A 24647-nucleotide genomic window follows, 5' to 3' on the forward strand; every position below is an offset into this window, starting at 1 on the left:
GCTCGACCGGTGAAAGGGGTCAGCCCTTCGCGGTTTCCATCGGCGTCTGCGAATGGAACATCATCTTCCAGCCGTTGACACGATGAACATAGCCGGTGCTGACCAACGCGGCGTAGGGCTCGCCGTTTTCTCGTGTCGCATGAGCCTCATAGGTCAGCATGATAATGTCGCTGCCGGGCTCGATGATACCCTTGAGGTCGATCTGAAGGTCGCGCCAGCGGTTGGGCTTGGTCGCGGTCTTGGCCAGATCGGCATTGTCCATTGCCTGTGCCATCTCAGGAAATGCTACCAGGCATTCTGTGTCGACATTGGCGGCGTAGTAAGCTTCGTCGCCCGTCCAGAACCCCTTTTCGAGTTCGAGCAGGTCGTCTTTGCTGGCCGTGATCCGTTTGCTGTCCGACATCAGAATATCCTCCAAGCGCGCAAATGCGCGGTCGTCCATGGCCCAACGCATGGTGGCCATGACGGTTCCGGAGGATCAGTTGGTGTTGGTCGCGTCAGGCTCCGTGGGGTCCGGCTGTTCGGCGGCCGGAGCAGCGGCGGGCTTTGGCTTGGACGTGTCGACCTTGGGCGTCTCGGCATTGGCCGCGTCGGGCGGGGGCACATCCGACTTCTGCTTGCAGCCCTTTAGCCAGACGTCATAGACGGCGTGCTCGACGGCGTTTAGGCCGGGGCTCTCGGCGAACATCCAGCCGGTGAAGATGCGGCGGATCTTGCGGTCGAGCGTGATTTCGTCGACTTCGACGAAGGAATCGGTCTTCGGCTCTTCATTCTCCGGCCGCGAATAGCAGATGCGCGGCGTCACCTGCAAAGCGCCGAACTGCACGGTTTCGTCGATGTAGACATCGAAGGTGATGATACGGCCGGTGATCTTGTCGATGCCGGCAAATTCGGCGACCGGATTGGTGATGCGATCGGAGATTGCGGGTGCTGCCGCAGGCGCCTGCGCCGCGGCAAACGCTGTCGGGAACATGGCGATAGCGCCAATTGCCGCCAGTCCGGCCATCGATGTCAGGCTGAAAATGTTCATGCGGAGATACCGGTGGTTTGGGCCCGGGTGATTCTGTCACGCCCAAGGCTATTCGCCGTTGTCATATCAGCAAGCAGCTAAACGCCAATTGTGGCGACAAAGGACCGGCCGGCGGTCAAGAACTAGGCGTCCACGCATCGTAGTCGCCCGTCACCTGCGGACGGTGCTGATTGGTGAGCACGGAACCCTTTGGGCGATAAGCCGCCGGTGTTCCCGTGAGGTTCGGCTCATGCGCCTTTTCCCATTCGCGCGGCCGATAGTCATCGCTTGGCGGCGCCACATCGACGCGGTGATGCATCCAGCCGTGCCAGCCCGGGGGGATCGCCGACGCCTCCGAATAATTGGCGTAGATGACCCAGCGGCGGGTGCGGCCTTCCGAATCGACGCCGCCTTCGTAGTAGACGTTGCCGGCAGGGTCCTGGCCGACCTTGTTGCCGTGGCGCCAGGTGTGGAAACGGGTTCCCAGCGTCTGGCGGTTCCACCAGGTGAAAAACTGCAGAAGGAAAGTTTTCATTCAGATCCTCGCGGGGCGCACGGCGGTGCCTGCTTCCTGCTTATGGCGTCAGGACTCCGCGAAGGCAAGGGTTTTGCGGCGCCTGCGGCACTGACGGCATGCCGAAACGCTCGGTCATTGGCCGATCCATTTCGCACCTGCGAACCGACGCTTGCCAAGCCGGCTGCGTCTTCCTAAAGCTCTCATCGCCCGGCGCTGCCGCATGACCCCGAAAATCGAAATCGATTTTCGGGGTCATGCGCAACCAAAGTGATACAGCCTCCTTTGCGCGTCCACGGGACGCGCGGCGCTGTAGTCAACGCCGGCTGCGGGAGGTGAGGAATGGCCTTAGCTGTCGCCAGGATCAGTGCGGAGATAATACGCGCCCGCAAGGGCGGCGTGCCGGTCGTATGCCTTACCGCTTACACCTATCCCGTCGCCCGCCTGCTCGACGATCATGTCGACCTTCTCCTGGTCGGCGACAGCGTTGCCATGGTGCTGCATGGCCACAAGACCACGCTTGGCGCGTCGCTGGAAATGATGATCGTCCATGGCCAGGCCGTGATGCGCGGCTCGGCAAAGGCCTGCGTGGTGGTCGACATGCCGGCCGGCAGCTACGAGACTTCGGCCGCGCAAGCCCTTGCCTCGGCGCGCCGCATCTCCGAGGAAACCGGCTGCCAGGCGGTGAAGCTGGAAGGCGGCGTCGAAGTCGCCCTCCAGATCGCGGCAATCGTCGCGGCCGGCATTCCTGTGATGGGCCATATCGGCTTGCAGCCGCAATCGGTGGAAAAGGACGGTGGCTACAAGATCAAGGGCCGCACCCCGGAGAATGTGGCCGCGCTCATGCGCGACGCCGACGCGGTCGCAAAGGCCGGCGCGTTTTCGCTGGTCATCGAAGGCACGGTCGAGACCGTTGCCGCCGACCTCACCCGGCACATTACCATTCCTACCATCGGCATCGGCGCCAGCCGCGATTGCGACGGCCAGATCCTGGTCATCGACGACATGGTCGGCCTGACGGTCGACCGGGTGCCGAAATTCGTCAAGGAATACGCCGATTTGCGCAGCGCGGTCGCCGATGCCGCGGCGCGTTATGCGGCGGAGGTGCGCAGCCGCACCTTCCCCGGGCCGGGCCACGTCTTTTCAGCCGCGAGCGACAAGGACAAGGCATGAACCGGCCCCCCATCCGCCAGCCGCTCGTCGTCGACACCGTGCCCGGCCTTCGCGCGCAGATCCGCGAATGGCGGCGCGAAGGCCTGAGCGTCGCCATGGTGCCGACCATGGGCGCTTTGCATGACGGCCATATCTCGCTGGTCGGGGCTGCGCTCGCAACGGCCGATCGCTGCGTCGTCTCCATCTTCGTCAACCCGGCCCAGTTCGCCCCCACTGAAGATCTCGACAAGTATCCGCGGCAGCTGGCCCGCGATCTCGACCGGCTGACCGAGGCCGGCGCACAGCTTGCCTTCACGCCTACGGTTTCCGAAATGTATCCGGCAGGCTTTGCGACGAAGATTTCGGTCGGCGGCCCGTCTTCTGGCCTGGAATCGGATTTCAGGCCGACCTTCTTCGAGGGCGTCGCCACGGTCGTGGCCAAGCTCTTTCTGCAAGCCCTGCCCGACTACGCCATCTTCGGCGAAAAAGACTACCAGCAGCTTTGCGTCGTCCGAAAGCTCTGCCGCGATCTTGACCTTCCGGTGGAAATCGTCGGCGCGCCAACCGTGCGCGATGCGCATGGCCTGGCAATGTCGTCGCGCAACGCCTATCTCGACGCCGCCGAACTCGACGTCGCGCGACAGCTCAATGTCATCTTGCGCCAGACGGCGGCAGCGCTCGCGGCCGGTGCCGATGAAAACGGCGTGACCGGTAAAGCCACTGCCGCGCTTCTCGAGGCAGGCTTCGACAGCGTCGACTATGTCGCCGCGCGCGAGAGCCTGACGCTCACCTCGTGGCGGCGTGACGGCGATGGCCGCCTGCTTGCCGCGGCGTGGCTTGGCAGAACCAGGTTGATCGACAATGTGGAAGTTTCCTCATTTATTCCCTGAAAAATTCCAATTCCGTTCACTTTGATTTGTATCGCAGACCGGCCCGAGCGCTCTTAGACAACGGCTCATCAGGCACGTTCTGGCCAGCCCGTAAGCGCTCACAATACACCGAACGCCGCTGTGAGACGTTTCACAGACTTAACCACGCCGGCTATGTTGTGTGCGACCCCACGCAGAGACAGTGTGTTACCTGCCACTACGCTGCAATACTTACGAGGCTCTACGTGTCTGTCCAAGCCAACGTATTCGGTCGCGCCCTGCCGCAGATCGTCGAAGCGATTTACGATTCGATTGCCGATGTCGGCCGTTGGCCATCGACGCTCGAATCAATCTGCAAATTGGCGCTCGGCCGGCTTGCCATGCTGGCGGTCGTCGATACGGCGAGAAACTCGGCCCGGTTTTCGACTTCCTGCGGCGATCCGGTCCTGCTTGAGCCGCTGCAGCGCGACTACGCCTGCGAGGTGCCCTTCTTCAAGGCGGTGCCGAAGATGGAAATCGACATGCCGTTCACCGTCGATAGCGTCTACGCCCTGCAAGGCCCCGACGCCCGCCAGAACTGGCTCGAAAGCCGCATCGTGCGCGAGTGGGTGGAACCCAACCGTCTCGACGATTTCTTCTGGGTAGCGCTGATGAAGCAGCCGGCGCGCACCGGCACGCTGATGGTGGTTACCGACAAGGACAGGCCCCAGATTTCAGCCAGGGATATCGACCTGATGTCCAGGCTGGCCCCCCATGTCCGGCGTGCGGTGACCATCGGCGACCTGTTCGAGGCCGAGCGGCGCAAGGCCGACATCTTTCGCTCGATCCTTGAGAGCCTCGACCATCCAGTGCTGATCGTCGCCGACGATATGCAGATCATTTTCGCCAATCCGGCAGCCGAAGCCCTGCTCACCGAAACCGCCTCAGTGTCCTCGGTGCGCGGCCAGCTGTCCTTCGCTTATGCCAACGCCAACACCGCCATCGGTCGCGCCGTCCAGCTCGGCACGCGCGACGAATTCGCGCTCGGACCGTCCGGCATCAACATTCCGCTGGTGAAGGCCATGTCTCCGGCGGTGGCGCATGTCATGCCTCTGGCGCGACGCGACATTTTGGCCCGCATATCGCCGCGCGCCGCCGCGGCCATCTTCATTGCCGCCGCCGGCGCCGCATCAGTGCCGGCGCTGGAAGCGATCGCTGCGCTGTTCGGACTGACCGCAGCGGAAAAGCGTGTCGCCGGCCATGTCGCCGCCGGGCTGACACGGCGTGAAATCGCGGCTGCCAGCGGCGTCTCGGACGGCACCGTCAAATCACAGCTGGCGACGATCTTCGACAAGACCGCCACCGGCGATCAGCGAGAGCTGGAACTCCTGATGCGCGAATTGACGCCGCCGCTGCGCTCGGCCTGAAGCCATACTCGGAGTCAATCGTCAAATTTTTCAACTATTTGCCGGTACGCAGGCGTAATCCACAATACCAAGCCGGCATCGTTGCAATTCGGCCAAAATCATGGTGCGGTTCTGCTCCAGTCCGGAGACGGTGCATCGTGCACGACCGGACGTGGAAACCATTTCCTGGGCGGTCCCCGAACTTGATACCGACACGAATTGAACGGCTGCTGCCTTACCTCTTCCTGCTGGCCCTGCTTTGCATCGCGCTCGCTTTCCGTCCACTACTGCCGGTCGATGAGACGCGCTATCTCAGCGTCGCCTGGGAGATGTATCTCGGTGGACATGTCTTCGTACCGACGATGAACTTTGCGCCCTATCTGCAAAAGCCGCCGCTGTTGTTCTGGCTCATCGATCTGTCTTGGAACATCTTCGGTGTGAGCCGCGCGGCGGCGATGCTCGTCATCTTCGCCGCCTCGTCGCTGGTCATCTGGCTGACGACGCTTCTGGCCAAAACCCTGTTTCCCGAGCGCCCGGACATCGCCAGTCGCATCCCCTGGCTGGTGGCCGGCAGCACCGTCTTTGTCATCTATTCGACCCTGATCCTGTTCGACATGCTTTTGACGGCCTGTGTGGTCGCCGCACTGCTGGCGCTGCTGGGCTTCGCCAGGACCGGCAACCGCTGGCAGGCGGTGCTGGCGGGTCTGTTCATCGGGCTCGGCGTGCTGGCCAAAGGCCCGGTCGTGCTCATTCACATCGGCGCGCCCGTCCTACTCTATCCCCTCTGGCGTGACCGGCGAGCCGGCCTTGCCCCTTTGCAGTTCTTTGCCGGAGCCGGCCTGGCAATTCTCGCCGCCCTTGTCCCGGTCGCCATATGGCTGGCGCCCGCGACCATCCTGACCAAGGGCAGTTTCGTCTACGATCTCGTGTGGAACCAGTCGGCAGGTCGGGTTACCGGAAGCCTGCACAATTCGCATGGCCGCCCATTTTACTTTTACCTGATGCTGTTGCCGCTCATGTTCGTGCCCTGGGCCTTTATCCCCCCGGTGTGGCGGCTGAAGCCGGCTGCCCGGATACGCAGCCTGATCGACACGAAATCCCCGGATATGCGTGCCCTGCGCCTGCTGTCGTTCTCGTTCATTGCGGTGCTGCTGGTCTTCAGCGCCATATCCGGCAAGCAGCCGCACTATGTCGTGCCGGCACTACCGTTCGCGACCATTCTGCTGGGCTACTTCATGGCCGAGATTTCAGTCGCCAGGCTGAGGGCTACGGCCTTTGTCATGCTTGCCCTTTTCGCCGTCGGCCACGCCGCCGCCTCGGCAACCGTGTTCAAACGCTACGATCTCGCGCCGCTGGCGAGCTTCATCGACGAACGAAAGGACGCCGACTGGGCCGTCGCTTACGACTATCAGGGCGAGGTCGGTTTCCTTGGGCGAATAGAAAAGCCGTTCGAGAACGCCGACAAGCCCGAGGAATGGCTCAAGTCTCACCCCGGCGGCTACGTCATCGAAAAGCAATCGAAAGATCCGGGCACATCCGAACAGATCGCCTTCCGGCAGCCGGTGGAACGCGGCTATCTGGTCGTGCTGAAAGGACAGCACTGAGCGTTTCGTCGGGCGCCTATCCCAGCGGTTTCTCGAAGATCAGCGCCGGCAACCCCGAACCGCCGCCGCAATCGGCGGTGCTGCCGACGGGCAAAAATCCCTTCGAACGGTAGAAGGCGATGGCCGGCACGTTGGCCTCTTCCACCTCGACGCGCAACCTGTTCGCCTCGGGAAAGCTGGCTTCGACCTCGTCCAGCAAGGCCTGGCCGATGCCTTGCCGCTGGCAGGCCGGCAGTACATAGAGCTGGTTCAGCAGCACGATCTTCGCATCCGTCGTTGCGGCGGCAAAAGCCATGCCGCCGATACGCTTGCCGTCATCGGCGACCAGGAATTCCGAGTTCGGCCTTGTCAGCCGCGCCTTGAGCGAGGCGATCGAATGCCAGTCGTCGGTAATTTCGATCACCCGCTGGGCGCCATAGATCGCGTCGTAGGTTGCGTGCCAGGTTTCGACCAGCAGCGCGCGGACAGCGGCAAGGTCACGTTCGCTGGCGGTGCGGACGAACATTGTTCTATTCGATACCGAGCTTGGCCTTGACCAGATCGTTGACCGCCTGCGGGTTGGCCTTGCCGCCGGTGGCTTTCATCACCTGGCCGACGAACCAGCCGGCCATGGTCGGCTTGGCGCGAGCCTGCTCGACCTTGTCGGGGTTGGCGGCGATGACTTCGTCGACCGCCTTCTCGATGGCGCCGGTGTCCGTGACCTGCTTCATGCCGCGGCTTTCGACCAGCTGGCGCGGATCGCCGCCCTCGTTCCAAACGATCTCGAACAGATCCTTGGCGATCTTGCCGGAGATGGTGCCTTCCTTGATCAGGTCGATCACGGCACCGAGCTGCTCCGGTGTTACAGGAGCATTTTCAATGTCCTTGCCGGCCTTGTTAAGCTGGCCGAGCAGGTCATTGATGACCCAGTTGGCGGCAAGCTTGCCGTCGCGGCCCGAGGCCACCTGCTCGAAATAGTCGGCGATCGGCTTTTCCGACACCAGGATCGAGGCGTCGTATGTCGACAGGCCAAGTGAGGAGATCAGGCGCGCCTTCTTGTCGTCGGGCAGTTCCGGCAACTCCTTGGCCAGCGCGTCGACATAGGCCTGGTCGAACTCCAGCGGCAAAAGGTCGGGATCGGGGAAGTAGCGGTAGTCATGCGCCTCTTCCTTGCTGCGCATCGAGCGCGTCTCGCCTTTGACGGCGTCGAACAGCCTGGTTTCCTGGTCGATCTTGCCGCCATCCTCGAGGATGGCGATCTGGCGGCGCGCCTCGAACTCGATGGCCTGGCCGATGAAGCGGATCGAGTTGACGTTCTTGATCTCACAGCGCGTACCGAATTCGCCGCCGGGCTTGCGAACGGAGACGTTGACGTCGGCGCGCATCGAACCTTCGTCCATGTTGCCGTCGCAAGTGCCGAGATAGCGCACGATGGTGCGCAGCTTGGTGACATACGCCTTGGCCTCGTCGGCGGAGCGCATGTCGGGCTTGGAGACAATCTCCATCAGCGCCACGCCGGAGCGGTTGAGATCGACATAGGACATGGTGGGATGCTGATCGTGCATCGACTTGCCGGCGTCCTGCTCCAGGTGCAGGCGCTCGATGCCGATCTCGATATCCTCGAACTCGCCCTGCCGGTCGGGACCGACCGAAATGACGATCGTGCCTTCGCCAACGATCGGCTGCTTGAACTGCGATATCTGGTAGCCCTGCGGCAGGTCGGGATAGAAATAGTTTTTCCGGTCGAAAACCGACTTGTGGTTGATCTGCGCCTTCAATCCGAGGCCGGTGCGGATCGCCTGCTTGACGCATTCCTCATTGATGACCGGCAGCATGCCGGGCATGGCCGCGTCGACCAGGCTGACATTGGCGTTGGGCGCCGCGCCGAAAGTCGTCGACGCCCCGGAAAACAGCTTTGCTTCCGAGGTTACCTGCGCATGGACCTCGAGGCCGATGATGATCTCCCAATCGCCGGTAGCGCCGGGAATAAAACGTTTGGCATCGGGCGTGCGGGTATCGATAAGGGTCATGGTGGCCTGCGCTTTTGGCTCGCGAAAACTGCGATTTTCGCGAATTTGGGTATCGGTCTTCGCTAGTGCAAACCGCTTCGCGAGACAAGCGCCCAAAGCAGCGCAGAGCAGTGGGCTGGCCTTTTCAGCCCCTTTCGGCCGCTCGGCAACCGATAGAATGAACGCCGCCGGCCGGTATTCGGACGGCGGTTTCTTCGTCAGGTCAGGCCGTTGCGATATAGGCCCTGATTTCGTCGGCCTCGCGCTCGACATCCTCGATGCGGCGCTTGACCACGTCGCCGATCGACACGATCCCGTCGAGCAGCCCATCCTTTTCCACCGGCAGATGGCGGAAACGGCCTTTGGTCATGATCTCCATCACCTCGTTGACCGTGTGGTTCTCGTTGCAGATCTTCACTTTCGGCGTCATCGCCGAGCGTACCGTTATATCAAGTGCGGCAGCGCCTTCCCTGGCAACGACCCGCACGATGTCACGCTCGGAAAGGATGCCGACGATCTTGCGATCGCCGTTGGTGATGACCAGTGCACCGATCTTGTGGTCGGCCAGGATTCGAATGGCTTCGCTGAGCTTTACATTCGGCCCGAGCGTGAACACGTCATGGCCTTTTCTCTCGAGAATTGCCTTAACCGTCATGGCGTCCTCCTCCTCCTGCTTGGCTAGCCAGCTCCCGCCCTGACCGGCTTCACATAAGAGTGAACATCGTGCGCCGTGATCGGTTGCTTTTCAAGTGTGCCAGTGGGGTGTGCCAGTGGGGTGCGCCAATAGAGTGCGCTAGTGGGGGGTGCGCTGGTCGTCGGGGATCTCCCATTCAGGCGCCCGCCAGCGCCGGTCGAACCAGCGCAATCCGAAGAAGCCTGCGACGAGGCCGCCAATGTGCGCTTCCCAGGCGATCTGGCCGGGTTCTCCGAGCCCGAGACCGTAAAGGCCGGTGGCGAGATTGATGACCATCCAGGCGCCGAGAAAATTGACGACGCCGCGCATGCGCAAAACGACTGCGATCGGCAGCACGGGACCGGCAAAGGCCGCCCTGCCGGAGGAGCGGTCGGTACGGAACCCGAAGCGAGCCGCCGCACCCATCATGCCCGATATCGCCCCGGAAGCGCCGACCAGCGGTGCTTCGCCATATGGATGGACCGCCCAGAACAGCACCACCGCGGCCAGCCCGGTGGCGGCGAAAAACAAGGCGAACCAGAACCAGCCGAGACGGTTGGCCAGCGGCGACCCGAAGGCGGCCAGCGCAACCATGTTGATGGCAATGTGGGCAACGCCACCATGCATGAAGGCATAGGTGAAAGGACGGGTGAAGAGGAACCAGTCGAAACCGTATTGGCCGGTGTAGAGGACCGGAATGAAGGCGCCGTCGGTGAGCAATGTTATCTGCTGCTCTTCGGTCAGCACATATTGCTGCAGCAGGAAGACGGCAACGCAGATGCCGATCACCGCCAGCACCGCCGGTGGCAGGTTGAACACCGGCTCGCGGCGCGGCGGCGGCGCCTCCGCGGTCTGTTCGGTCTCCAAGGGGCCGGCCGGTTCGCTCATATGCTCTGATCCAGGGATTTGCGTGTCGCGAGCATCTAGGCCATGCCCGGACAAATCACAAACTACGAATCACAAAGCGCGAATCACAAACCGCGAATCAAAAAGAAGCCGTCCAAGGTTTCCCTTGAACGGCTGGTCGAGCCCCCTGCTCCCCTAAACTATTGACCGAAGTGCTGTTGGTCGTCGCGAAACGACCGCTTCTGGCGTGGTTTTGGTGTGCCATGGCGAGCCTGTGCGCGCAACGTAAACCATTTGTTAACCTTAACGTCCCCGACCCGTGAACAAGTCTTAACGACGCTGGCACGCATCCTGCTCCGGAACGCATGTAGGTCATCGGAGGGCGCCCTTTCTGTTCACCGATGGGACCATCAGACGGCAGAATGCGCGGAGTTTCATAGCATGAACCAGAACGGATCAATCGCGCTGTTCCATTATTGGAATCGCCTGCGTGGTGGACGTCCTGCCCCAAAGCGTTCGGAAGTCGAACCGGCCGATATCAAGGCGCTTTTGGCCGACACCTTCATCCTGGAAAGGGATACGCGCGGCGAAGCGGTGTTCCGGCTTGCCGGCACCAGGCTTTGCGCCGGCTACGGCCGCGAGCTCAAGGGGTTTTCGTTCCCCTCGCTATGGCGCGAGAAGGACCAGCGGCTGGTGTCGCGCCTCATTCACGGCGTTTTCGAGCAGAAATCCGTGGTGCTGATCACTTATGAGGGGTTCAGCCGCAGCGGCCGGTCCAACCACTTCGAGTTGCTTGCGCTGCCGCTCGACGGCGGCGTCGAGAACCCGCGCTGCCTCGGCGTCATCAGCGCCGTGGAAAAGCCGTTCTGGCTGGGCGCCGACCCGATCACCGACGCGCTGATCGACGCCATCCGCGTCATCGATCCCGACAAGGAACCGATGTTCCTGAAAAACCGGCCGGAAATATCCGTTCCGTCGTTGGCTCCCGAACTCGAAGCGCCGGAGACCATCTCGGCGCTCGGTCGGTCGCGCCGTATCCGCCACCTCGTCGTGTTCGACGGCGGGCGCGAGCAATAGTCTCCAAGCCGGCGCTAATCTTAACTATCGGGGGCCCACTTTTCCCTTTGTTAACCTGCTTGGCTGTAGTTTTTGCCGAGATTCCACGCACGACGCGGGAATGCCAACGGGGTGTAGGCAGTCATGAGGTCAGCGGCGGTCGAATACGCACCGTCCCGCGCCGAAAGGCGTAATTTTCAGCGCGTCCGGGTCAAGATCTACGGGCGCTTCATGCTGGAGGACCGCACCGAACACCCTTGCCAGGTCGTCGATATGTCACCGGGCAATGTCGCGTTGCGCACCGAGCGCGTCGGCATGCCGGGCGAAAAAATCATTGCCTATATCGATCATATCGGCCGCATCGAGGGCGTGGTGACGCGCACTTCGCAGGACGGCTTTGCCATGACCGTCATTGCCTCGGATCGCAAGAAGGACAAACTGGCCGCGCAGTTGACCTGGCTCGCCAACAAGCATGAACTCGACCTGCCGGAAGACCGCCGCCACGAACGCGTGGCGCCGCGCAACCCGACAAGCGTGCTGCAGCTCACCGACGGGCGCCAGTATCAGTGCCGCATCATCGACCTGTCGCTGTCGGGCGCGGCGGTCGAGATCGACGTCAAGCCGGCGCTCGGCATCCAGGTCATGCTGGGCACCATGCGTGGCCAGGTGGTGCGTCATTTCGAGGATGGCGTCGCCATCGAATTCGCCGTCATCCAGCGCCCGGAAACGCTCGATTCCGAGTTCAACGCCCCGCGCGCCTGAACGATCGGCAACAGGCAGCAAAAACGAACCGGCCCTGCGCGGCCGGTTTTTGTTGCCGGCGTTCCGCCTGCCTCTCCAGCTTGTAGCGGCACGCAGCAAATCCACGGCTCCACCCGGAAATCCGCGCCCCGACACCGCGGTTTTACGCCGAGACCTGAACGATTTTATATTAAAATAGGTCAAATTTTACGCGTATTCTATTGAGCTTTTACTCAATGTCTACTTCGGGTTTTTGCGTCAAATAAATCCAACGCTGTCATTGTCTCCTCAAACGGGGAGACTGACGAATGGCAAAGACGTGGGGCAAGCTGTTGCTCTTGGCAATGGCGATGCAGCTTTCCGCTTGGGGAACGGCGCAAGCAGCAGGACCGGCCTACATGCACACTGGCGGCCGCACGACACAGCCGGTCGGTCACTACGAATTCTGCCAGAAGCTGCCGCAGGAGTGCGCTCAGCGCACGCCGAAGCAGGCACCGGTCGAACTGACCCGCAAGCTGTGGGCGGCGATCGTCGACGTCAACAATTCGGTCAACACCCGGATCGTGCCGCGCACCGACATGGAAATGTGGGGTAAGGAAGAGGTCTGGTCCTATCCCGACAGCGGCTTCGGCGACTGCGAGGACTATGCGCTGGAGAAGCGCCGCGAATTGATGGCGCTCGGCGTTCCCGCCGGCAATCTCTTGATGACCGTGGCGCGCCAACAAAATGGCGACGGCCACGCGGTGCTGACCGTGCGCACCAGCCTCGGCGAGTTCATCCTCGACAATCTGGAGTCCAAGGTGCTGTCCTGGACCGACACCGACTACACCTACCTGAAGCGCCAGTCCGACCAGAATTCCGGCGTGTGGGTGACGATCAATGACGGTCGCGCCGACGCGGTTGCCAGCGTCCGCTAGGACGCCATCACAGAGGTCAAGCACATCGAATAATGCGACGTGCCTAACGAGAAAGCCCGGTCGAGTCCCCCACCCTCCCCGTCCCCAACGACCGGGTTTTAAGGAGCCGGCCCCGTCCCCGGGCCGGCTCCACCATTTCTGGACCATGATCGCGAACCGAAGGACCTCGGCAGCGAAAAGTGAGAACCGGTTTTTGCTGCGCTGACCTGCCGTTCGGAAAAGATCATCGTCAAACAGGATAGAGTTCAGGCCTTCTTCAGCCCCGCCTTGAAGCGCTTGCCGTTCGCGACGTAGTGCGCGGCCGAGGCGCGCAGCCTGGCGACCGCGGCGTCGTCCAGCGTCCTGATAACCCGCGCGGGCGAGCCGACGATCAGGCAATTGTCGGGGAACTCCTTGCCCTCGGTGACCAGCGCGCCCGCGCCGACCAGCGAGTTCTTGCCGATCCTGGCGCCGTTGAGCACGATGGCGCCCATGCCGATCAGGCTGTTGTCGCCGATCGTGCAGCCATGCAGCAAGGCGCGGTGGCCGATCGTGCAGCCCTGCCCGATCGTCAGGGGAAAACCGGGATCGGTGTGCATCACCGTGTGTTCCTGGACATTGCTGTCGGCGCCGATGACGATCGCCTCGTTGTCGCCGCGGATGACCACGCCAAACCAGAAGCCGGCATTGCGACCGACGCTGATGTCGCCGATCAACGTCGCATCGGGCGCGATCCAGTTGCTGTCGGCATCCTCGAAACGGGGCGATTTTCCGTCGATTACATAGGTCGGCATTTCCAGTCTCCGATTCGTCGCAGGCCGGGACAAACCCTAGAACAATCCTGGGAAAACCGCGTAGCGGTTTCCCCAGCAATTGCCTCAAGGCAAATACCGCGCCAGCGATTCCACCAACAGCTGAAGCGCACCAGGAGAGCCAATGCCCCAGGAGGCAATGGCGATCAGCACGATGCCCAGCGCCAGCGCCCAGGCGATCACCGTGCAGCCGCAGGACACCAGCATCAGCATCGAAATGCGGCCGTCGCGCCGCGCATCGAGCGCATCGTTGGCGAGCATGAACGGACCGGCGCAAGCGGTCGCGGCCAGCGAGCGCAGGATGTACGCCGGCGACACATAAGGTTCGGCAAAGGCAAGCCGGCGGCCCGCCGCCAGTTCCATCACGGACCCGGTAAGCCCGCAGGCTGTGAGCCCGACGGCAAAAGCGAAGAGAACGGGCAGCAGCAGGCTCATCTTTACCTTCCGTTTACCATGAGATCGCACAGTCGCGTCCAGCGCAGCAAGAGCCGTGCCGCGGCATGTGTGCAGCCCAGGGACAGACGGCGGCGACTATGGGGATTGCGATGAAGCAGGCAGCGACCGCCGAAGAATTCAACGTCGTCGATTCCGTGCTGATGAAGCGGGTGTTCTATGCCTTTGCCGCACTGGCGCTGCTGTCGCTGGCGATCAGCCTTGGCGGAAAATGGTTCGGCCGCTCGATCGCCATGGCCGGCTACACCGACGACATCACGGTCCACAGGGTAGTGATCGGCAACAATGTCATTGCCGTGCCGGCCAACGCCATCCGCTTCCTGCAGGCGCGCCGCGACGGCATCGCTTCGCGCCTCGACCTCTATCTGCGCTATCCCCAGATGGACGGTTACAGCGAAGCCGCCCGCGACGATTTCAACCACACGGGGGCCGCCAAAAACATCATCTTCCTGTCGTTTGAACCGCAGATGATGTCGCGCGACATGAGCGGCCGTTTCGCGCCGATCTATAGCGCGCTCATCAGCCAGCCCGGCGCGCCCGGCCCCGGCGGCACGACGATTTACGGTTTTACGGAAAAATCAGGCTATCTCAACGAGGTGCTTGCGGTCGCCGGCCGGCCCGGCAAGGACCCGTTCGTCGCCCGCTGCCTGAGCGGACCGAGCGCTGAGGAATCGCTGGCGCCCTGCGAGCGCGACATCCAGGTCGGCGACAGCCTCAGCCTGACCTACCGCTTTCCCCGGGAGTTGCTGGGCAACTGGCCGGCGCTTGACGCCGCTATCGTCGCCGAGGCCACGCGCGTCTTAAAGACCGCACGGTAGCGGCCCTCCGCTTTTGTCATACACGGGCGCGAAGCCGCGCGGACCCGAGGATCCGTTCCATGCCCTTAAGGCAGCGAAGCGGTGCAGAATTACTGTTGGGAAGCAGCAGAGGCAGTTCTGGACCGCCACATTCCTGAGCCGAGGCCCGGAATGTATCCCAGGGTCTCAGCGACGCCGCTGTGCGGCTGCTTCTCCCCGGGATGACGATGGCGCAGGTGGCTGCCGCCAATCGCCGAAGTCCGTAGCCCTCTGGGCTCAGGCCAGATCGATGTCGAGGATCGCCATCGAGAAATTATAGTCGCCGTCGTCCTCGTCCTTGAAGACGATGCCGAGGAACTCGTCGCCGACATAGACCTCGGCCGAATCTTCCTTGCGCGGCCGCGCCTTCACCTCGAGTTTGGGATTCTGGAAGACGCGCTTGAAATAGGCGTCCAGCTTTCTGATTTCGTCCGGCTTCAAAAGTATTCTCCGATCGTCGGGCTTGCTCGTTGGAACGCGCTTCTGGCACGTCGACAATGGCGATGTAAAGGCAAGCCGGTTGGATAGAACGCGAACCCTGGAGCCGGATGATTTCAGGTCGAATCCAAATCCGCCTCTAAATCAAGGAGGTAGAGCATGATGTCGTCCGAAAACCGCTTCACACTTTTCGGCATCATGCTCCAGAGGCAACGGCGCCGGCAACCGGACTCAGTCCGGCACGCCGGGTGTTGCAAATCAGATGTCGAAGCTGACGACCTGGTCCATCGACTGCGACGGCAAAAGCTGGTCCATCTGCCGCGAAGGCTGGTCGCAGCCGGTCTCGCCGACGACGCGGGCCGGTACGCCGGCAACCGTCTTGTTGTGCGGCACCGGCGACAGCACGACCGAGCCTGCCGCGATCTTCGAGCAATGGCCGATCTCGATATTGCCGAGAATCTTGGCGCCGGCGCCGATCAGCACGCCGTAACGGATCTTGGGGTGACGGTCACCGCCGGCTTTGCCGGTGCCGCCCAGCGTCACGCCGTGCAGGATCGACACATCGTCCTCGATCACCGCCGTCTCGCCGACGACGAGGCCGGTGGCGTGGTCGATGAAGATGCCCTTGCCGATGCGTGCGGCCGGGTTGATGTCGGTCTGGAACACCGAGGACGAGCGGCTCTGCAGATAGAGCGCGAAATCCTTGCGGCCCTGATTCCACAGCCAATGTGCCAGCCTGTGCGTCTGGATGGCATGGAAACCCTTGAAATAGAGCACTGGCATGATGAAGCGGTCGCAGGCCGGATCGCGGTCGTAATAGGCCTGGATGTCGACACGAACGATCGACGACCATTCCTTGTCGTCGGCCAGCATCGACTTGAACGTCTGGCGGATGAGGTCGGAGCCGATGTCCTGATGCGCGAGCCGCTCGGCGAGCCGATGGATGACAGCTTCCTCCAGGCTCTCCTGGTTGAGGATGGTCGAATAGAGGAACGCCGCCAGAAGCGGGTCGCGGTTGACCGCTTCCATCGCCTCGTCGCGGACCGAACGCCAGATCGGATCGACCGGCTGCACCTTTGTGGGGCGGGAAATGCTGATGCTGTTCATCGACGTCTTGTCCTGCGTCCTGGCCGCTTGCCTATTCTCCGGCGGCACATATAAGCCAGATCATAGCACGATTGAACTCAATTTTCCTTAGTGCTCGGTGAAATGGATTTGGTTCACGGAAATTCAAGCCGCCATGGAAAACGAACCCTTGATCGACGCCCCGCTGAAACGCGCGCTTTGCCGGCTCTATCAAGCTCCGGATCGCCACTATCACAACCTCGCCCATATAGAGGCGTTGCTGGCGCTGGCGGACGAATATCGAGCATCGCTGCATGATTCCGGCGCCGTCGAAGCCGCAATCTGGTTCCATGACGCCATCTATGACAGCCGCGCCAAGGACAACGAGGCCAGGAGTGCGGCACTTGCGCAGGACAAACTTGGCGCCCGCACCGATCCGGAGCGCCTCGGCCGCATCGCGGCGATGATCGTCGCCACCGCCACGCATGAACTGCCCAGCCTTCAACCACGGGGCCTCGCCGATCAGAACTCCCTGCGCGACGCAGCGCTTTTCCTCGACATGGACCTGGCGATACTGGGTGCGTCAGCCGACGCTTTCGACGCCTATGAACAAGCGGTCCGACGCGAATATGACTGGGTCGAGGAGCCTATGTGGCGCGCCGGCCGCGGCGCGATTCTCAAGACTTTCCTCGCGCGCCAGCATATTTTTCACACGCAGGAATTCCGCCACAGGTTCGAGCCCCAGGCCAGGCAAAACCTGGCGCGGTCTCTAGAAACGCTCAAATCCTAATCCGGAAATGTCTCCATGCGCTGCGCATAGGCTTTGAAACCGGCGCGCCTGTAGACCGATTGCGCGGCCGGATGGTCGTATGTGTCGGTATGAAGCCAGACCCTTTGCGGCGCCCGCGACCAGATGGCGCGAAGCGCCTGGTCGAGCAGGAACGGGCCGAGCCTGCGACCCTGGAAGGCGGGAACCAGCCCGAAATGAACCAGCTCGACCTCAGGCTGGCCGACGCCGTTGAATTCGCACAGACCAGCGGCCTCGCCCTCGACGCGCAGCACATGGATATGTGTCGAGGGCAGCGCCAGCAGGCGCTCGAGGTCTTCCGCCGGCATGCGCAGCCGCTGGTCCCATTGCACGGGCTCGCCGACCGCGTGGTAGAGGCTGATATAGTCGGCCACATCAAGTGTTTCACGCGCCACCGTGGCGCCCGATAGCGGGCAGTCGAAAGCCGGCGCCGAATTCGGTTCGCGCATGTCCATATAGGTGACGAGAAGGTCAACCAAAGCGGCACCGCCTCCGGCTGCAAGCCAGACGAAGATCGATCACCTGAAGGCGCCAACGGACTTGGTGGCCGCCCAAACAAAGAACAGGCCGATCACCAACGACAGCCCGTTGAGGATGATACCGACGATGCCGAGGACACGATTGTCGTTTGAACGTCCCAGTGCCATCAAGCCAAAAACCACGCCGGTGATGTGCGCCAGCGGCGCCGCAACGAGAAACACCAGCAGAAAAACCCCGCCGAGGACGTTTTGAGCGGCCAGCGACGCCTCGCCTGGCATCAGCGCCAGCGTGACCACCGCCGCAAAATCCATTGCGAACGCCAGCAGGGCCAGGATCACCGAGCGTTTGCCCAAGCTGCTCCGCCCCGCCACGCCGGGCATTGCTATCGTGCTTCTTCCCCATCCGGCCATTACTCGTCCCCGATCAGGTGAAAGCGCCGATCGTCGATGCCATTGCCACAAGCAGCAGGAAGCCAACCGCCAGGGAGCCGCCGTTGAGCAGGATGCCGACGACCCCAAGCACGCGGCTATCGTTCGAACGCACCAGCGCGATCAGCCCGAAAATCAATCCGGCAATATGCGCCAACGGCCCTGCCAGCAGGAAAACCGCCATGAAGAAAGCCGTGGCGATGTTCTGGGCACGCTCGGATGCGTGGGCCGGCAGCGCCACCATTGTGGTCAGCGCTATCACACCGGCACCGAAGGCGAGCAGCGCCAGGATGACGGAACGCTTGCCGAACATGCTTGTCACGACGGCGCCCGGCAGAGCGTCGGCGCTTCTTCCCCATTGAGCCATTGTTTGCCACCCCTCGCCGGCCGCCCAATCCATTTCGCCCGAAAAATCGCTTACCGGTTAAAGCGGATTTTCGGCATAAAACTCCAAAACCCGCTGCTTGAAGGTCTTGTCGCCCACAGCCAGCATATGGTCGCGGCCGTCTATGTGAAACACCTTGGCGTTCGGCATCAGCGCGGCGAGCTCGTCGGGCGAGCCGCCGATATCGTCTGTCGTCCCGACCGCAATCAGCGTTGGTTGGGCGATGCGCGTCATGTCGTCTTCGCTGAGCAGTTCGCGCGACGTGGCGATGCAGGCGGCCAGCGCGCGGCGGTCGCTGCGCGTCTGATCGGCAAAGGCGCGAAACGAGCGACCGCGCGGATGGCTGGTGGCGGCCGGATCGTCGGCCAGCAGCGCCTCGGCGATCGGGTCCCAGTCGCCGACGCCGTCGACCATGCCGATGCCGAGCCCGCCGAAGACCAGAGTCGCCACCTTGCCGGGATCCGACAGCGCCAGGAACGCCGCGATGCGCGCGCCCATCGAATAGCCCATGACATGCGCGCGGCCGATGCCGAGATGATCGAGCAGGGCCGCCGCGTCCGAAGCCATCTTGGCCGGGGTGTAGTCGGCCTCGTCATAGCTTTTCGACGACGAGCCGTGGCCGCGATTGTCGAAGGCGATGGCGCGATAGCCGGCATCGTTCAGCGTCTTGAACCAGCCGGGCGATACCCAGTTGACATAGTGGCTGGAGGCAAAGCCGTGGATCATCAGCACCGGATCGCCCGCCCCCGACGCCGGCTGGCGGTCGAGGAAGGCGAAGTCGAACCCGTCATGGGAGAAGAATTGCATCGGGAGCGGCTCAGCCGGCGCCGGGCGTGGGCGCGTTGCCCTTGTCCGATGGCGGCATGCCGGGGCCGGACACCGTGCCGACGGCCGGATGGCGCAGCAGATCGCCATGGTCGATGCCGTTTTTGGCGGCGGTGCCGGCCTTGAGCTCCAGCACGAAGCGCACTGGCACACCCGGCGAGATGACTGCATCGGACAATGGAGTGCCGTGCTTGACGGCCCGGACCTTGCCGTCCTGTCCAACAAAGATCAGGTCGAGCGACATCGGCGTGTTGTGCATCCAGAAGCCGACCTGCTTCTGCATCTCGAAGACGAACAGCATGCCATGATTGTCGGCCATATCCTGGCGATACATCAGGCCGGCCTCGCGTTCCGAGTCGGTGTCGGCGACTTCGATCGAAAAGGATTTATCGCCGCCTTTCGTCGCCACGACCAAGGGTGTCGGATCGACGGGAAGGATCATCGCCTGACCGCCGGCGATCGTCTGCTGGGATGCGGTCGGCTGCCCGGAATAGAAGTAAGCGCCTGCGGCTACCGCAACGATGACGCAGAGCGCGCCCGCTGTCAGCCAGTTCCTGTACGCCATTGGAAATCCTCGACCAAAGACCATGATCCCTAAAAGTGGTCTCAGGTATTCGGATAAGATCGTGGTGAAACCAAGAAAAAGAGCCGTCCTGAATTGGTCGGCTGGAGTTCATCGTAAGGGCTCGCGTCCTAATGCGCGACCGGCAAGGTGCCCATATCGGGGTGAATCTCGGCAGCCATGAGGCCCTTGTCACCGCGTCCGAAACGCACCAGCACGACCTGTCCGGGCCTGAGCTCGGTGATGCCATAGCGGCGCAGCGTCTCCATATGGACGAAGATATCCTCGGTGCCCTCGCCGCGCGTCAGAAAGCCGAAGCCCTTGGTGCGGTTGAACCACTTGACCAGCGCCCGCTCGAGCCCGCTTTCCGGCGTCACCGCCACATGGGTGCGCTGTTCCTGCATCTCGGCCGGATGGACCGCCGTAGTGGTGTCCATGGACAGCACCCGGAACGCCTGCAAACCACGGTCGCCGTGCTTGACAAGGCACACGACACGCGCGCCCTCCAATGCAGTCTGAAAACCGTCCTTTCGAAGGCAGGTGACATGGAGGAGGATGTCGCCCGAAGAACCGTCATCGGGAAGTATGAAACCGTAGCCCTTGGCCACGTCGAACCATTTGATGGCGCCGGCGATTTCGACAAGGTCGGCGGTATCGCCGCCACTGTCGCGCTTCAGGGCGTCGTCAAGGTTCTCATCCCGCCTCGTGAAAGAGGCCTTATCCCCCATAAGAACGCCCCCTTTTTTCAAGAAAACCGCAAGTGATTCTTGACATTAGATTAACACCGCCGCTTCCGGGGTGTGCAAGACCTGCCGTGCCTTTTTTCGCGGTTGAATACAGGAATAGCTGACTTGTTGTTTGCCGGCGTCGCTGCCGACAGCAATGACGATCCATCAAGGCGGTCAACCGGTCGGCAATTTGCAAGGGATTTCGCCGAAATCGGCAACCACTTGTGTCCGACGCTTTTGTCAGAGCAATCTGATTTTTTCCAAAACCGGTGACCACTTTTCCAGTCCGATGCTCGTTGCCCTTCGGCGGGGTGGACCTTATGTTGCCTCGCAACCCAAACATCCCCGAGGAAATCCCATGCGCTACCTCCACACAATGGTCCGTGTCGCCGACGTCGATGTCTCGCTCGATTTCTACTGCAACAAGCTCGGCCTTCAGGAAGTGCGCCGCTACGAAAACGAGCAGGGCCGCTTCACGCTGATCTTCCTCGCCGCCTCCGAGGATGTAGAAAGCGGCATCACTGAGAAGGCGCCGCTGATCGAACTGACCTACAATTGGGATCCGGAGGAGTACAAGGGCGGCCGCAATTTCGGCCATCTCGCCTATGAGGTCGACGACATCTACGCCACATGTCAGCATCTGATGGACAATGGCGTCGTCATCAACCGGCCGCCGCGCGACGGCAACATGGCCTTCGTCAAGTCGCCGGACGGCATCTCCTTCGAACTGCTGCAGAAGGGCCCGGCCAAACCCAAGGCCGAGCCGTGGGCATCGATGCCGAACACCGGCACCTGGTAGCGATCACGCCATCTTGAGCGAGGCGGCCGCGCCGACAAGCCGGCCGCCTTTGCCATTTCGACCAACGGCACCTATTTACCTGCCTGTCGCGCCAGCCAAGCAAAGCCAGTGCCTCATCCAGGAGAATTCGTTCATGCCGACCAGCCGTGCCGATGTCACCACCGCGTATGCCAGCCGCTATTTGCAGCAGTTGTGCAAGCACTGGGCGCACAAATTTCCCGTCGAGTTCGATCCAAACCACGGCACCATCGATCTGTCGCTCGGCCGCACGGTTCTCGATGCCGATGCGGCAGCGCTGCATATCACGGTGTCGACGGATGAAAGTGGATCGCTGGAGCGCATGGAGAGCGTCGTTGCCGATCACATCAAGCGCTTTGCCTTCCGCGAGGAACTGACTTTCGAGTGGAAGCAGGCTCCGGCGACCTGATCTGCTGTCAGCCGCAACGCCGAACGCCGGAAGCTGCCAGCCCCGGGCGACGTTATGGCGTCACTTGGTTGCGACGCCATCTGAACCGTCGGAACGACGGATCGATCAGAACTTGTAGTTCAGGCCGATCTTGATCGTATGGGCGTCGATCTTCACCTTTGCGTCGTTGCCCTCGATATCTGTCAAACGGACCTTGCCGAAGTCGAAGTACTGGTATTCCAGCTTCGTGGTCCATTTGTCGGCGAAGGCCCATTCGACACCGCCACCGATCGTATAGCCGAAGCGGCCTCCGCTCCTCGATGCGCTGCTGTCCGGGTCGGGCACCCCGTCAAAATCGAAAGTATCGCCATATCTCAATTTGTAGTGAGTCGCCGCCGCGCCGCCCTTGGCGTAGATCAGCAGCCTGTCGGTGGCGTAGCCCAGACGTGCCGTCAGATCGCCATAGACGCCCAGTTTCGCCGATCCGAAATTGTCGGGCTCTTCGACGATAGTCCTGTCGCCGTCGAGGCCGAGATAGCCCAGATCGGCTTCGACGCCATAGACGAATGCTCCGGACTGCCAGTTGTAACCGGCCTGAACGCCGCCGAGGAAGCCGTCGGTATCGACGTCATGGGTCTGACCAAGCTCCTCGTCGAAGAAGGAATCCGTCTGGTCGACCGCGTCACCGCGTCCCCAGCCATAGCCGGCGTTGATGCCGACATAGCCACCCGACCAGACAAACCCTGCCGGTACGGTCTCAATCACGTCGGCGGCGAACGCCGCGCCGCAAGCCGAAATCAGGAAAGTGGATGCGAGAAGCAGACGTTTCATGAAACTCCCCAATGCAGTCGGAAAGAGCATAGCACAGACATGCAGTATTCATTAAGCTGCCCAGGCCGGTTAATCGAAATAGTTGCAGAAAAACAACTGTTTAGCCGAGGCTTAATTAGCATCGCGCCCGCAATGCAGATCTAGGCGATTCAAAGCGAACGCGCCATCTCCAGCAACGCAAGCACCGAGCGCCAGTTGCGCGCGGTGCCGGGCACTTTCAACGTGCGTGGGATGAGATTGGCGAACATCGATTTGCCGAGCCCGTCCGGCGCCTTGAGGTAGAGCACGTCGCCCTTAACCTCAAAGCTTTCCGGGCCGGTGCATTTTTCGGCAAGCCTGGCGATCTCGTCCGCCGTCGGCTGGCGCTCCAGCGTGTAGGCGTGAAGCTTGGTCGGATCGCCGGCGACTTCCGGATAAGGATTCTCCTTCACCAACCGTTCGAACCAGGAGAGATCGCGCACCATGATGCGCGAGTGAAAGCCCCATTTTTTTCTCGAACGCCATTTCGATCTGTTTCGCCAGCGTGGCGGCGTCGCCCTTCTTGGTCCGGAACACGACATTGCCGCTCTGCACATAACTGGCGACATCGGTGAAGCCTAGCGCCTCGAATAACGCCCGCAACTCCGCCATCTGGACGATGCGGTTGCCGCCGACATTGATGCCGGAAAACAGTGCGACGAAGACCACCCTTCGCTCTTCGAGCTTCGGGTGGCAGGCTGTACCGCTCATATGATGAACCCGGCCAGGGTCTCGTTGTCGGTGATGTCCTGATAGTGCACGCCCTCGGCCTCGAAATTCGCCCTCAGCAAATCGAAGTTTCGCCGGTCTTTGGTTTCGATGCCAATAAGCACAGAGCCGAAATTGCGTGCCGATTTCTTCAGATATTCGAAGCGCGCGATGTCGTCGTCGGGACCGAGCAGTTCGAGGAAGTCGCGCAGCGCGCCCGGCCGCTGCGGAAAGCGGATGATAAAATATTTCTTCAGCCCCTCGAAGCGCAGCGCCCGCTCCTTCACGTCGGGCAGCCGCTCGAAATCGAAATTCCCGCCCGACACCACCGCGACGATGGTCTTGCCGCGGATTTCCTTGCGCGAAAAATCCTTCAACGCGTCGATCGCCAAGGCACCGGCCGGCTCCAGCACCACACCTTCGATGTTGAGCATCTCGATCATGGTGGCGCAGAGCCGGTTCTCAGGGATCAGCCGCACCGCCTGAGCGGCGAACTCCTTGAGGTGGCGCAACGGCTCGCGGCCGATCTCGGCCACCGCCGCGCCGTCGACGAAATTGTCGACATTGGCGAGCCGGACGCGCTTGCCGCTGGCGAGGCTCTGATACAGGCTCGGCGCACCGGCCGGTTCGCAAAAGACGTACCGCGCGTCACGTTGCTGATCGGCGAAATAGTGCGTCACCCCCGCGGCCAGGCCACCGCCGCCAACCGGCAGCATGATGATGTCGGGCATGCGCGCGCCCGGCATTTGGTCGGCGATCTCATAGGCGACCGTCGCCTGCCCCTCGATAATGTCCTTGTGGTCGAAAGGCGGCACCATATGCGCGCCCGAACTTTCGGTGAATTCGAAGGCGGCGCGGTAGCAATCGTCGAAGAAATCGCCGACCAGCCGGATCTCGACGAACTCGCCGCCGAACAGCCGCGTCTTGTCGATCTTCTGCTGCGGCGTCGTCACCGGCATGAAGACCACGCCCTTCTTGCCGAAATGGCGGCAGACGAAGGCAAAGCCTTGCGCATGGTTGCCGGCCGAGGCGCAGACGAACAGCTCGGCCTCGTTGCCGGCGGCAAGCGCCTTGCGGAAAAAGTTGAAGGCGCCGCGGATCTTGTAGGAGCGCACCGGCGAAAGATCCTCGCGCTTCAACAGCACCCGAGCCCCCGTCTTCTTCGACAGATAATCGTTTTCCTGCAGCGGCGTTTCGGGAAAGATCTCGCGGATCGCGGCTGCGGCGGTGGCGACACGGGAGGAGAAACTGTTCATGGCGCCGTCACCTCTGGATCGAATGGTTCGAAGGCGAAGCCTATTGCACAATTCGCCGTTTGCAGCCACCGATGCG

30 protein-coding genes and 1 pseudogene are annotated in these 24647 nt (G+C 62.1%); 11 read left to right on the forward strand and 20 right to left on the reverse strand.

The window, feature by feature from the left end; genetic code table 11:
- Positions 1-19: 19 nt before the first annotated feature.
- The 3 genes from NKI96_RS11475 to NKI96_RS11485 form a co-directional block, all read right to left on the reverse strand.
- The gene (locus tag NKI96_RS11475; RefSeq protein ID WP_023667489.1) at positions 20-403 is read right to left on the reverse strand and encodes a hypothetical protein; all 384 of its coding nucleotides are present in this window, start codon (positions 401-403) and stop codon (positions 20-22) included.
- A 75-nt stretch (positions 404-478) separates the two neighbouring features.
- Entirely contained in the window at positions 479-1030 is a 552-nt protein-coding gene (locus NKI96_RS11480) for a DUF2155 domain-containing protein (RefSeq protein WP_023667490.1), read from the reverse strand.
- A 115-nt stretch (positions 1031-1145) separates the two neighbouring features.
- Complete coding sequence (locus tag NKI96_RS11485) at positions 1146-1544, reverse strand: NADH:ubiquinone oxidoreductase subunit NDUFA12 (protein WP_352804472.1); 399 nt, start codon at positions 1542-1544, stop codon at positions 1146-1148.
- A 321-nt stretch (positions 1545-1865) separates the two neighbouring features.
- On the opposite strand from NKI96_RS11485, the gene panB reads away from it, so the two are divergent.
- The 4 genes from panB (at position 1866) to NKI96_RS11505 (ending at position 6533) form a co-directional block, all read left to right on the forward strand.
- The gene (gene panB / locus NKI96_RS11490) at positions 1866-2696 is read left to right on the forward strand and encodes a 3-methyl-2-oxobutanoate hydroxymethyltransferase (protein ID WP_352804475.1); all 831 of its coding nucleotides are present in this window, start codon (positions 1866-1868) and stop codon (positions 2694-2696) included.
- 11 nt (positions 2697-2707) lie between these two features.
- Positions 2708-3565: a pantoate--beta-alanine ligase gene (panC, locus tag NKI96_RS11495; protein WP_352804693.1), complete on the forward strand. Its 858-nt coding sequence runs from the start codon at positions 2708-2710 to the stop codon at positions 3563-3565.
- 224 nt (positions 3566-3789) lie between these two features.
- Positions 3790-4950: a helix-turn-helix transcriptional regulator gene (locus NKI96_RS11500; protein WP_352804478.1), complete on the forward strand. Its 1161-nt coding sequence runs from the start codon at positions 3790-3792 to the stop codon at positions 4948-4950.
- Positions 4951-5132: 182 nt separating this feature from the next.
- Positions 5133-6533: an ArnT family glycosyltransferase gene (locus NKI96_RS11505; protein ID WP_352804481.1), complete on the forward strand. Its 1401-nt coding sequence runs from the start codon at positions 5133-5135 to the stop codon at positions 6531-6533.
- A 16-nt stretch (positions 6534-6549) separates the two neighbouring features.
- Here NKI96_RS11505 and NKI96_RS11510 read toward each other — a convergent pair whose 3' ends face one another.
- The 4 genes from NKI96_RS11510 to NKI96_RS11525 all read right to left on the reverse strand — a co-directional run bounded on the left by NKI96_RS11510 (position 6550) and on the right by NKI96_RS11525 (position 10082).
- Positions 6550-7038: a GNAT family N-acetyltransferase gene (locus NKI96_RS11510; RefSeq protein WP_023710580.1), complete on the reverse strand. Its 489-nt coding sequence runs from the start codon at positions 7036-7038 to the stop codon at positions 6550-6552.
- Positions 7039-7042: 4 nt separating this feature from the next.
- Positions 7043-8542: an Asp-tRNA(Asn)/Glu-tRNA(Gln) amidotransferase subunit GatB gene (gene gatB, locus NKI96_RS11515; RefSeq protein ID WP_023715796.1), complete on the reverse strand. Its 1500-nt coding sequence runs from the start codon at positions 8540-8542 to the stop codon at positions 7043-7045.
- Positions 8543-8744: 202 nt separating this feature from the next.
- Positions 8745-9176, reverse strand: coding sequence for a CBS domain-containing protein (locus NKI96_RS11520; protein WP_023667498.1), 432 nt, complete (start codon positions 9174-9176; stop codon positions 8745-8747).
- Between the two features lie 138 nt (positions 9177-9314).
- Positions 9315-10082: a rhomboid family intramembrane serine protease gene (locus NKI96_RS11525; protein WP_023706620.1), complete on the reverse strand. Its 768-nt coding sequence runs from the start codon at positions 10080-10082 to the stop codon at positions 9315-9317.
- A gap of 399 nt (positions 10083-10481) precedes the next feature.
- Here NKI96_RS11525 and NKI96_RS11530 point away from each other — a divergent pair, with 399 nt between their 5' ends.
- The 3 genes from NKI96_RS11530 to NKI96_RS11540 all read left to right on the forward strand — a co-directional run bounded on the left by NKI96_RS11530 (position 10482) and on the right by NKI96_RS11540 (position 12754).
- Positions 10482-11117, forward strand: coding sequence for a PAS domain-containing protein (locus NKI96_RS11530; protein WP_023734413.1), 636 nt, complete (start codon positions 10482-10484; stop codon positions 11115-11117).
- Positions 11118-11240: 123 nt separating this feature from the next.
- On the forward strand, positions 11241-11858 hold the full coding sequence (locus tag NKI96_RS11535; protein ID WP_023667501.1) for a PilZ domain-containing protein: 618 nt from the start codon (positions 11241-11243) through the stop codon (positions 11856-11858).
- Between the two features lie 287 nt (positions 11859-12145).
- A complete protein-coding gene (locus tag NKI96_RS11540; protein WP_023695381.1) occupies positions 12146-12754 on the forward strand; it encodes a transglutaminase-like cysteine peptidase in 609 nt (202 codons plus the stop codon).
- Between the two features lie 245 nt (positions 12755-12999).
- Here the strand turns inward: NKI96_RS11540 and NKI96_RS11545 are convergent, their stop codons facing one another.
- A complete protein-coding gene (locus NKI96_RS11545) occupies positions 13000-13527 on the reverse strand; it encodes a gamma carbonic anhydrase family protein (protein ID WP_023734414.1) in 528 nt (175 codons plus the stop codon).
- A gap of 84 nt (positions 13528-13611) precedes the next feature.
- Positions 13612-13980, reverse strand: a complete 369-nt coding sequence (locus NKI96_RS11550) for a DUF6949 family protein (RefSeq protein WP_023734415.1) — start codon at positions 13978-13980, stop codon at positions 13612-13614.
- Between the two features lie 110 nt (positions 13981-14090).
- Here NKI96_RS11550 and NKI96_RS11555 point away from each other — a divergent pair, with 110 nt between their 5' ends.
- A complete protein-coding gene (locus NKI96_RS11555; RefSeq protein ID WP_352804484.1) occupies positions 14091-14816 on the forward strand; it encodes a hypothetical protein in 726 nt (241 codons plus the stop codon).
- A gap of 255 nt (positions 14817-15071) precedes the next feature.
- Here NKI96_RS11555 and NKI96_RS11560 read toward each other — a convergent pair whose 3' ends face one another.
- Together NKI96_RS11560 and cysE are read right to left on the reverse strand one after the other, a co-directional pair.
- Positions 15072-15275: a DUF3126 family protein gene (locus tag NKI96_RS11560; RefSeq protein WP_006200852.1), complete on the reverse strand. Its 204-nt coding sequence runs from the start codon at positions 15273-15275 to the stop codon at positions 15072-15074.
- 255 nt (positions 15276-15530) lie between these two features.
- The gene (cysE, locus tag NKI96_RS11565; RefSeq protein ID WP_023695384.1) at positions 15531-16379 is read right to left on the reverse strand and encodes a serine O-acetyltransferase; all 849 of its coding nucleotides are present in this window, start codon (positions 16377-16379) and stop codon (positions 15531-15533) included.
- A gap of 133 nt (positions 16380-16512) precedes the next feature.
- Here cysE and NKI96_RS11570 point away from each other — a divergent pair, with 133 nt between their 5' ends.
- The gene (locus NKI96_RS11570; protein ID WP_023821377.1) at positions 16513-17127 is read left to right on the forward strand and encodes an HD domain-containing protein; all 615 of its coding nucleotides are present in this window, start codon (positions 16513-16515) and stop codon (positions 17125-17127) included.
- Here NKI96_RS11570 and NKI96_RS11575 read toward each other — a convergent pair.
- The 6 genes from NKI96_RS11575 to NKI96_RS11600 all read right to left on the reverse strand — a co-directional run bounded on the left by NKI96_RS11575 (position 17124) and on the right by NKI96_RS11600 (position 20553).
- Complete coding sequence (locus NKI96_RS11575) at positions 17124-17624, reverse strand: GNAT family N-acetyltransferase (RefSeq protein WP_023821378.1); 501 nt, start codon at positions 17622-17624, stop codon at positions 17124-17126. The two genes, NKI96_RS11570 and NKI96_RS11575, sit on opposite strands and share 4 nt — an antisense overlap.
- A gap of 39 nt (positions 17625-17663) precedes the next feature.
- A complete protein-coding gene (locus NKI96_RS11580; RefSeq protein WP_023667509.1) occupies positions 17664-17978 on the reverse strand; it encodes a hypothetical protein in 315 nt (104 codons plus the stop codon).
- A 70-nt stretch (positions 17979-18048) separates the two neighbouring features.
- Positions 18049-18420, reverse strand: coding sequence for a hypothetical protein (locus tag NKI96_RS11585; protein ID WP_023751498.1), 372 nt, complete (start codon positions 18418-18420; stop codon positions 18049-18051).
- A gap of 57 nt (positions 18421-18477) precedes the next feature.
- On the reverse strand, positions 18478-19245 hold the full coding sequence (locus tag NKI96_RS11590; protein ID WP_023821381.1) for an alpha/beta fold hydrolase: 768 nt from the start codon (positions 19243-19245) through the stop codon (positions 18478-18480).
- 10 nt (positions 19246-19255) lie between these two features.
- The gene (locus tag NKI96_RS11595; protein WP_352804488.1) at positions 19256-19828 is read right to left on the reverse strand and encodes a DUF192 domain-containing protein; all 573 of its coding nucleotides are present in this window, start codon (positions 19826-19828) and stop codon (positions 19256-19258) included.
- Between the two features lie 128 nt (positions 19829-19956).
- Positions 19957-20553, reverse strand: coding sequence for a cold-shock protein (locus NKI96_RS11600; protein WP_031198162.1), 597 nt, complete (start codon positions 20551-20553; stop codon positions 19957-19959).
- 358 nt (positions 20554-20911) lie between these two features.
- Between NKI96_RS11600 and NKI96_RS11605 the strand changes: the two genes are divergently transcribed.
- Complete coding sequence (locus tag NKI96_RS11605) at positions 20912-21352, forward strand: VOC family protein (RefSeq protein WP_023821383.1); 441 nt, start codon at positions 20912-20914, stop codon at positions 21350-21352.
- 133 nt (positions 21353-21485) lie between these two features.
- Entirely contained in the window at positions 21486-21779 is a 294-nt protein-coding gene (locus NKI96_RS11610; RefSeq protein WP_023681521.1) for a DUF2218 domain-containing protein, read from the forward strand.
- A gap of 105 nt (positions 21780-21884) precedes the next feature.
- On the opposite strand, the gene NKI96_RS11615 is transcribed toward NKI96_RS11610, so the two are convergent.
- From NKI96_RS11615 to ilvA, 3 genes and pseudogenes are all read right to left on the reverse strand, one after another.
- Positions 21885-22589, reverse strand: coding sequence for an outer membrane protein (locus NKI96_RS11615; RefSeq protein WP_023821384.1), 705 nt, complete (start codon positions 22587-22589; stop codon positions 21885-21887).
- A gap of 149 nt (positions 22590-22738) precedes the next feature.
- Positions 22739-23318: pseudogene (locus tag NKI96_RS11620) on the reverse strand (DUF1697 domain-containing protein).
- Positions 23315-24571: a threonine ammonia-lyase IlvA gene (ilvA, locus tag NKI96_RS11625; protein WP_352804492.1), complete on the reverse strand. Its 1257-nt coding sequence runs from the start codon at positions 24569-24571 to the stop codon at positions 23315-23317. Before ilvA ends, NKI96_RS11620 begins: the two are co-directional and overlap by 4 nt.
- Between the last annotated feature and the right edge of the window lie 76 nt (positions 24572-24647).

The organism is Mesorhizobium sp. M0292 (assembly GCF_040321695.1).
Lineage (GTDB): Bacteria > Pseudomonadota > Alphaproteobacteria > Rhizobiales > Rhizobiaceae > Mesorhizobium.

What these genes read in the sequence shown, in the direction of transcription:
- NKI96_RS11610 (WP_023681521.1), top strand. Translation starts at nt 21,486, where the DNA reads ATGCCGACCAGCCGTGCCGATGTCACCACCGCGTATGCCAGCCGCTAT.
- NKI96_RS11530 (WP_023734413.1), top strand. Translation starts at nt 10,482, where the DNA reads ATGAACCAGAACGGATCAATCGCGCTGTTCCATTATTGGAATCGCCTG.
- NKI96_RS11555 (WP_352804484.1), top strand. Translation starts at nt 14,091, where the DNA reads ATGAAGCAGGCAGCGACCGCCGAAGAATTCAACGTCGTCGATTCCGTG.
- NKI96_RS11520 (WP_023667498.1), bottom strand. Translation starts at nt 9,176, where the DNA reads ATGACGGTTAAGGCAATTCTCGAGAGAAAAGGCCATGACGTGTTCACG.
- NKI96_RS11605 (WP_023821383.1), top strand. Translation starts at nt 20,912, where the DNA reads ATGCGCTACCTCCACACAATGGTCCGTGTCGCCGACGTCGATGTCTCG.
- NKI96_RS11590 (WP_023821381.1), bottom strand. Translation starts at nt 19,245, where the DNA reads ATGCAATTCTTCTCCCATGACGGGTTCGACTTCGCCTTCCTCGACCGC.
- NKI96_RS11510 (WP_023710580.1), bottom strand. Translation starts at nt 7,038, where the DNA reads ATGTTCGTCCGCACCGCCAGCGAACGTGACCTTGCCGCTGTCCGCGCG.
- NKI96_RS11485 (WP_352804472.1), bottom strand. Translation starts at nt 1,544, where the DNA reads ATGAAAACTTTCCTTCTGCAGTTTTTCACCTGGTGGAACCGCCAGACG.
- NKI96_RS11540 (WP_023695381.1), top strand. Translation starts at nt 12,146, where the DNA reads ATGGCAAAGACGTGGGGCAAGCTGTTGCTCTTGGCAATGGCGATGCAG.
- ilvA (WP_352804492.1), bottom strand. Translation starts at nt 24,571, where the DNA reads ATGAACAGTTTCTCCTCCCGTGTCGCCACCGCCGCAGCCGCGATCCGC.
- NKI96_RS11525 (WP_023706620.1), bottom strand. Translation starts at nt 10,082, where the DNA reads ATGAGCGAACCGGCCGGCCCCTTGGAGACCGAACAGACCGCGGAGGCG.
- NKI96_RS11480 (WP_023667490.1), bottom strand. Translation starts at nt 1,030, where the DNA reads ATGAACATTTTCAGCCTGACATCGATGGCCGGACTGGCGGCAATTGGC.
- NKI96_RS11535 (WP_023667501.1), top strand. Translation starts at nt 11,241, where the DNA reads ATGAGGTCAGCGGCGGTCGAATACGCACCGTCCCGCGCCGAAAGGCGT.
- cysE (WP_023695384.1), bottom strand. Translation starts at nt 16,379, where the DNA reads ATGAACAGCATCAGCATTTCCCGCCCCACAAAGGTGCAGCCGGTCGAT.
- NKI96_RS11475 (WP_023667489.1), bottom strand. Translation starts at nt 403, where the DNA reads ATGTCGGACAGCAAACGGATCACGGCCAGCAAAGACGACCTGCTCGAA.
- NKI96_RS11545 (WP_023734414.1), bottom strand. Translation starts at nt 13,527, where the DNA reads ATGCCGACCTATGTAATCGACGGAAAATCGCCCCGTTTCGAGGATGCC.
- NKI96_RS11600 (WP_031198162.1), bottom strand. Translation starts at nt 20,553, where the DNA reads ATGGGGGATAAGGCCTCTTTCACGAGGCGGGATGAGAACCTTGACGAC.
- panB (WP_352804475.1), top strand. Translation starts at nt 1,866, where the DNA reads ATGGCCTTAGCTGTCGCCAGGATCAGTGCGGAGATAATACGCGCCCGC.
- NKI96_RS11585 (WP_023751498.1), bottom strand. Translation starts at nt 18,420, where the DNA reads ATGGCTCAATGGGGAAGAAGCGCCGACGCTCTGCCGGGCGCCGTCGTG.
- NKI96_RS11550 (WP_023734415.1), bottom strand. Translation starts at nt 13,980, where the DNA reads ATGAGCCTGCTGCTGCCCGTTCTCTTCGCTTTTGCCGTCGGGCTCACA.
- NKI96_RS11570 (WP_023821377.1), top strand. Translation starts at nt 16,513, where the DNA reads ATGGAAAACGAACCCTTGATCGACGCCCCGCTGAAACGCGCGCTTTGC.
- gatB (WP_023715796.1), bottom strand. Translation starts at nt 8,542, where the DNA reads ATGACCCTTATCGATACCCGCACGCCCGATGCCAAACGTTTTATTCCC.
- NKI96_RS11595 (WP_352804488.1), bottom strand. Translation starts at nt 19,828, where the DNA reads ATGGCGTACAGGAACTGGCTGACAGCGGGCGCGCTCTGCGTCATCGTT.
- NKI96_RS11615 (WP_023821384.1), bottom strand. Translation starts at nt 22,589, where the DNA reads ATGAAACGTCTGCTTCTCGCATCCACTTTCCTGATTTCGGCTTGCGGC.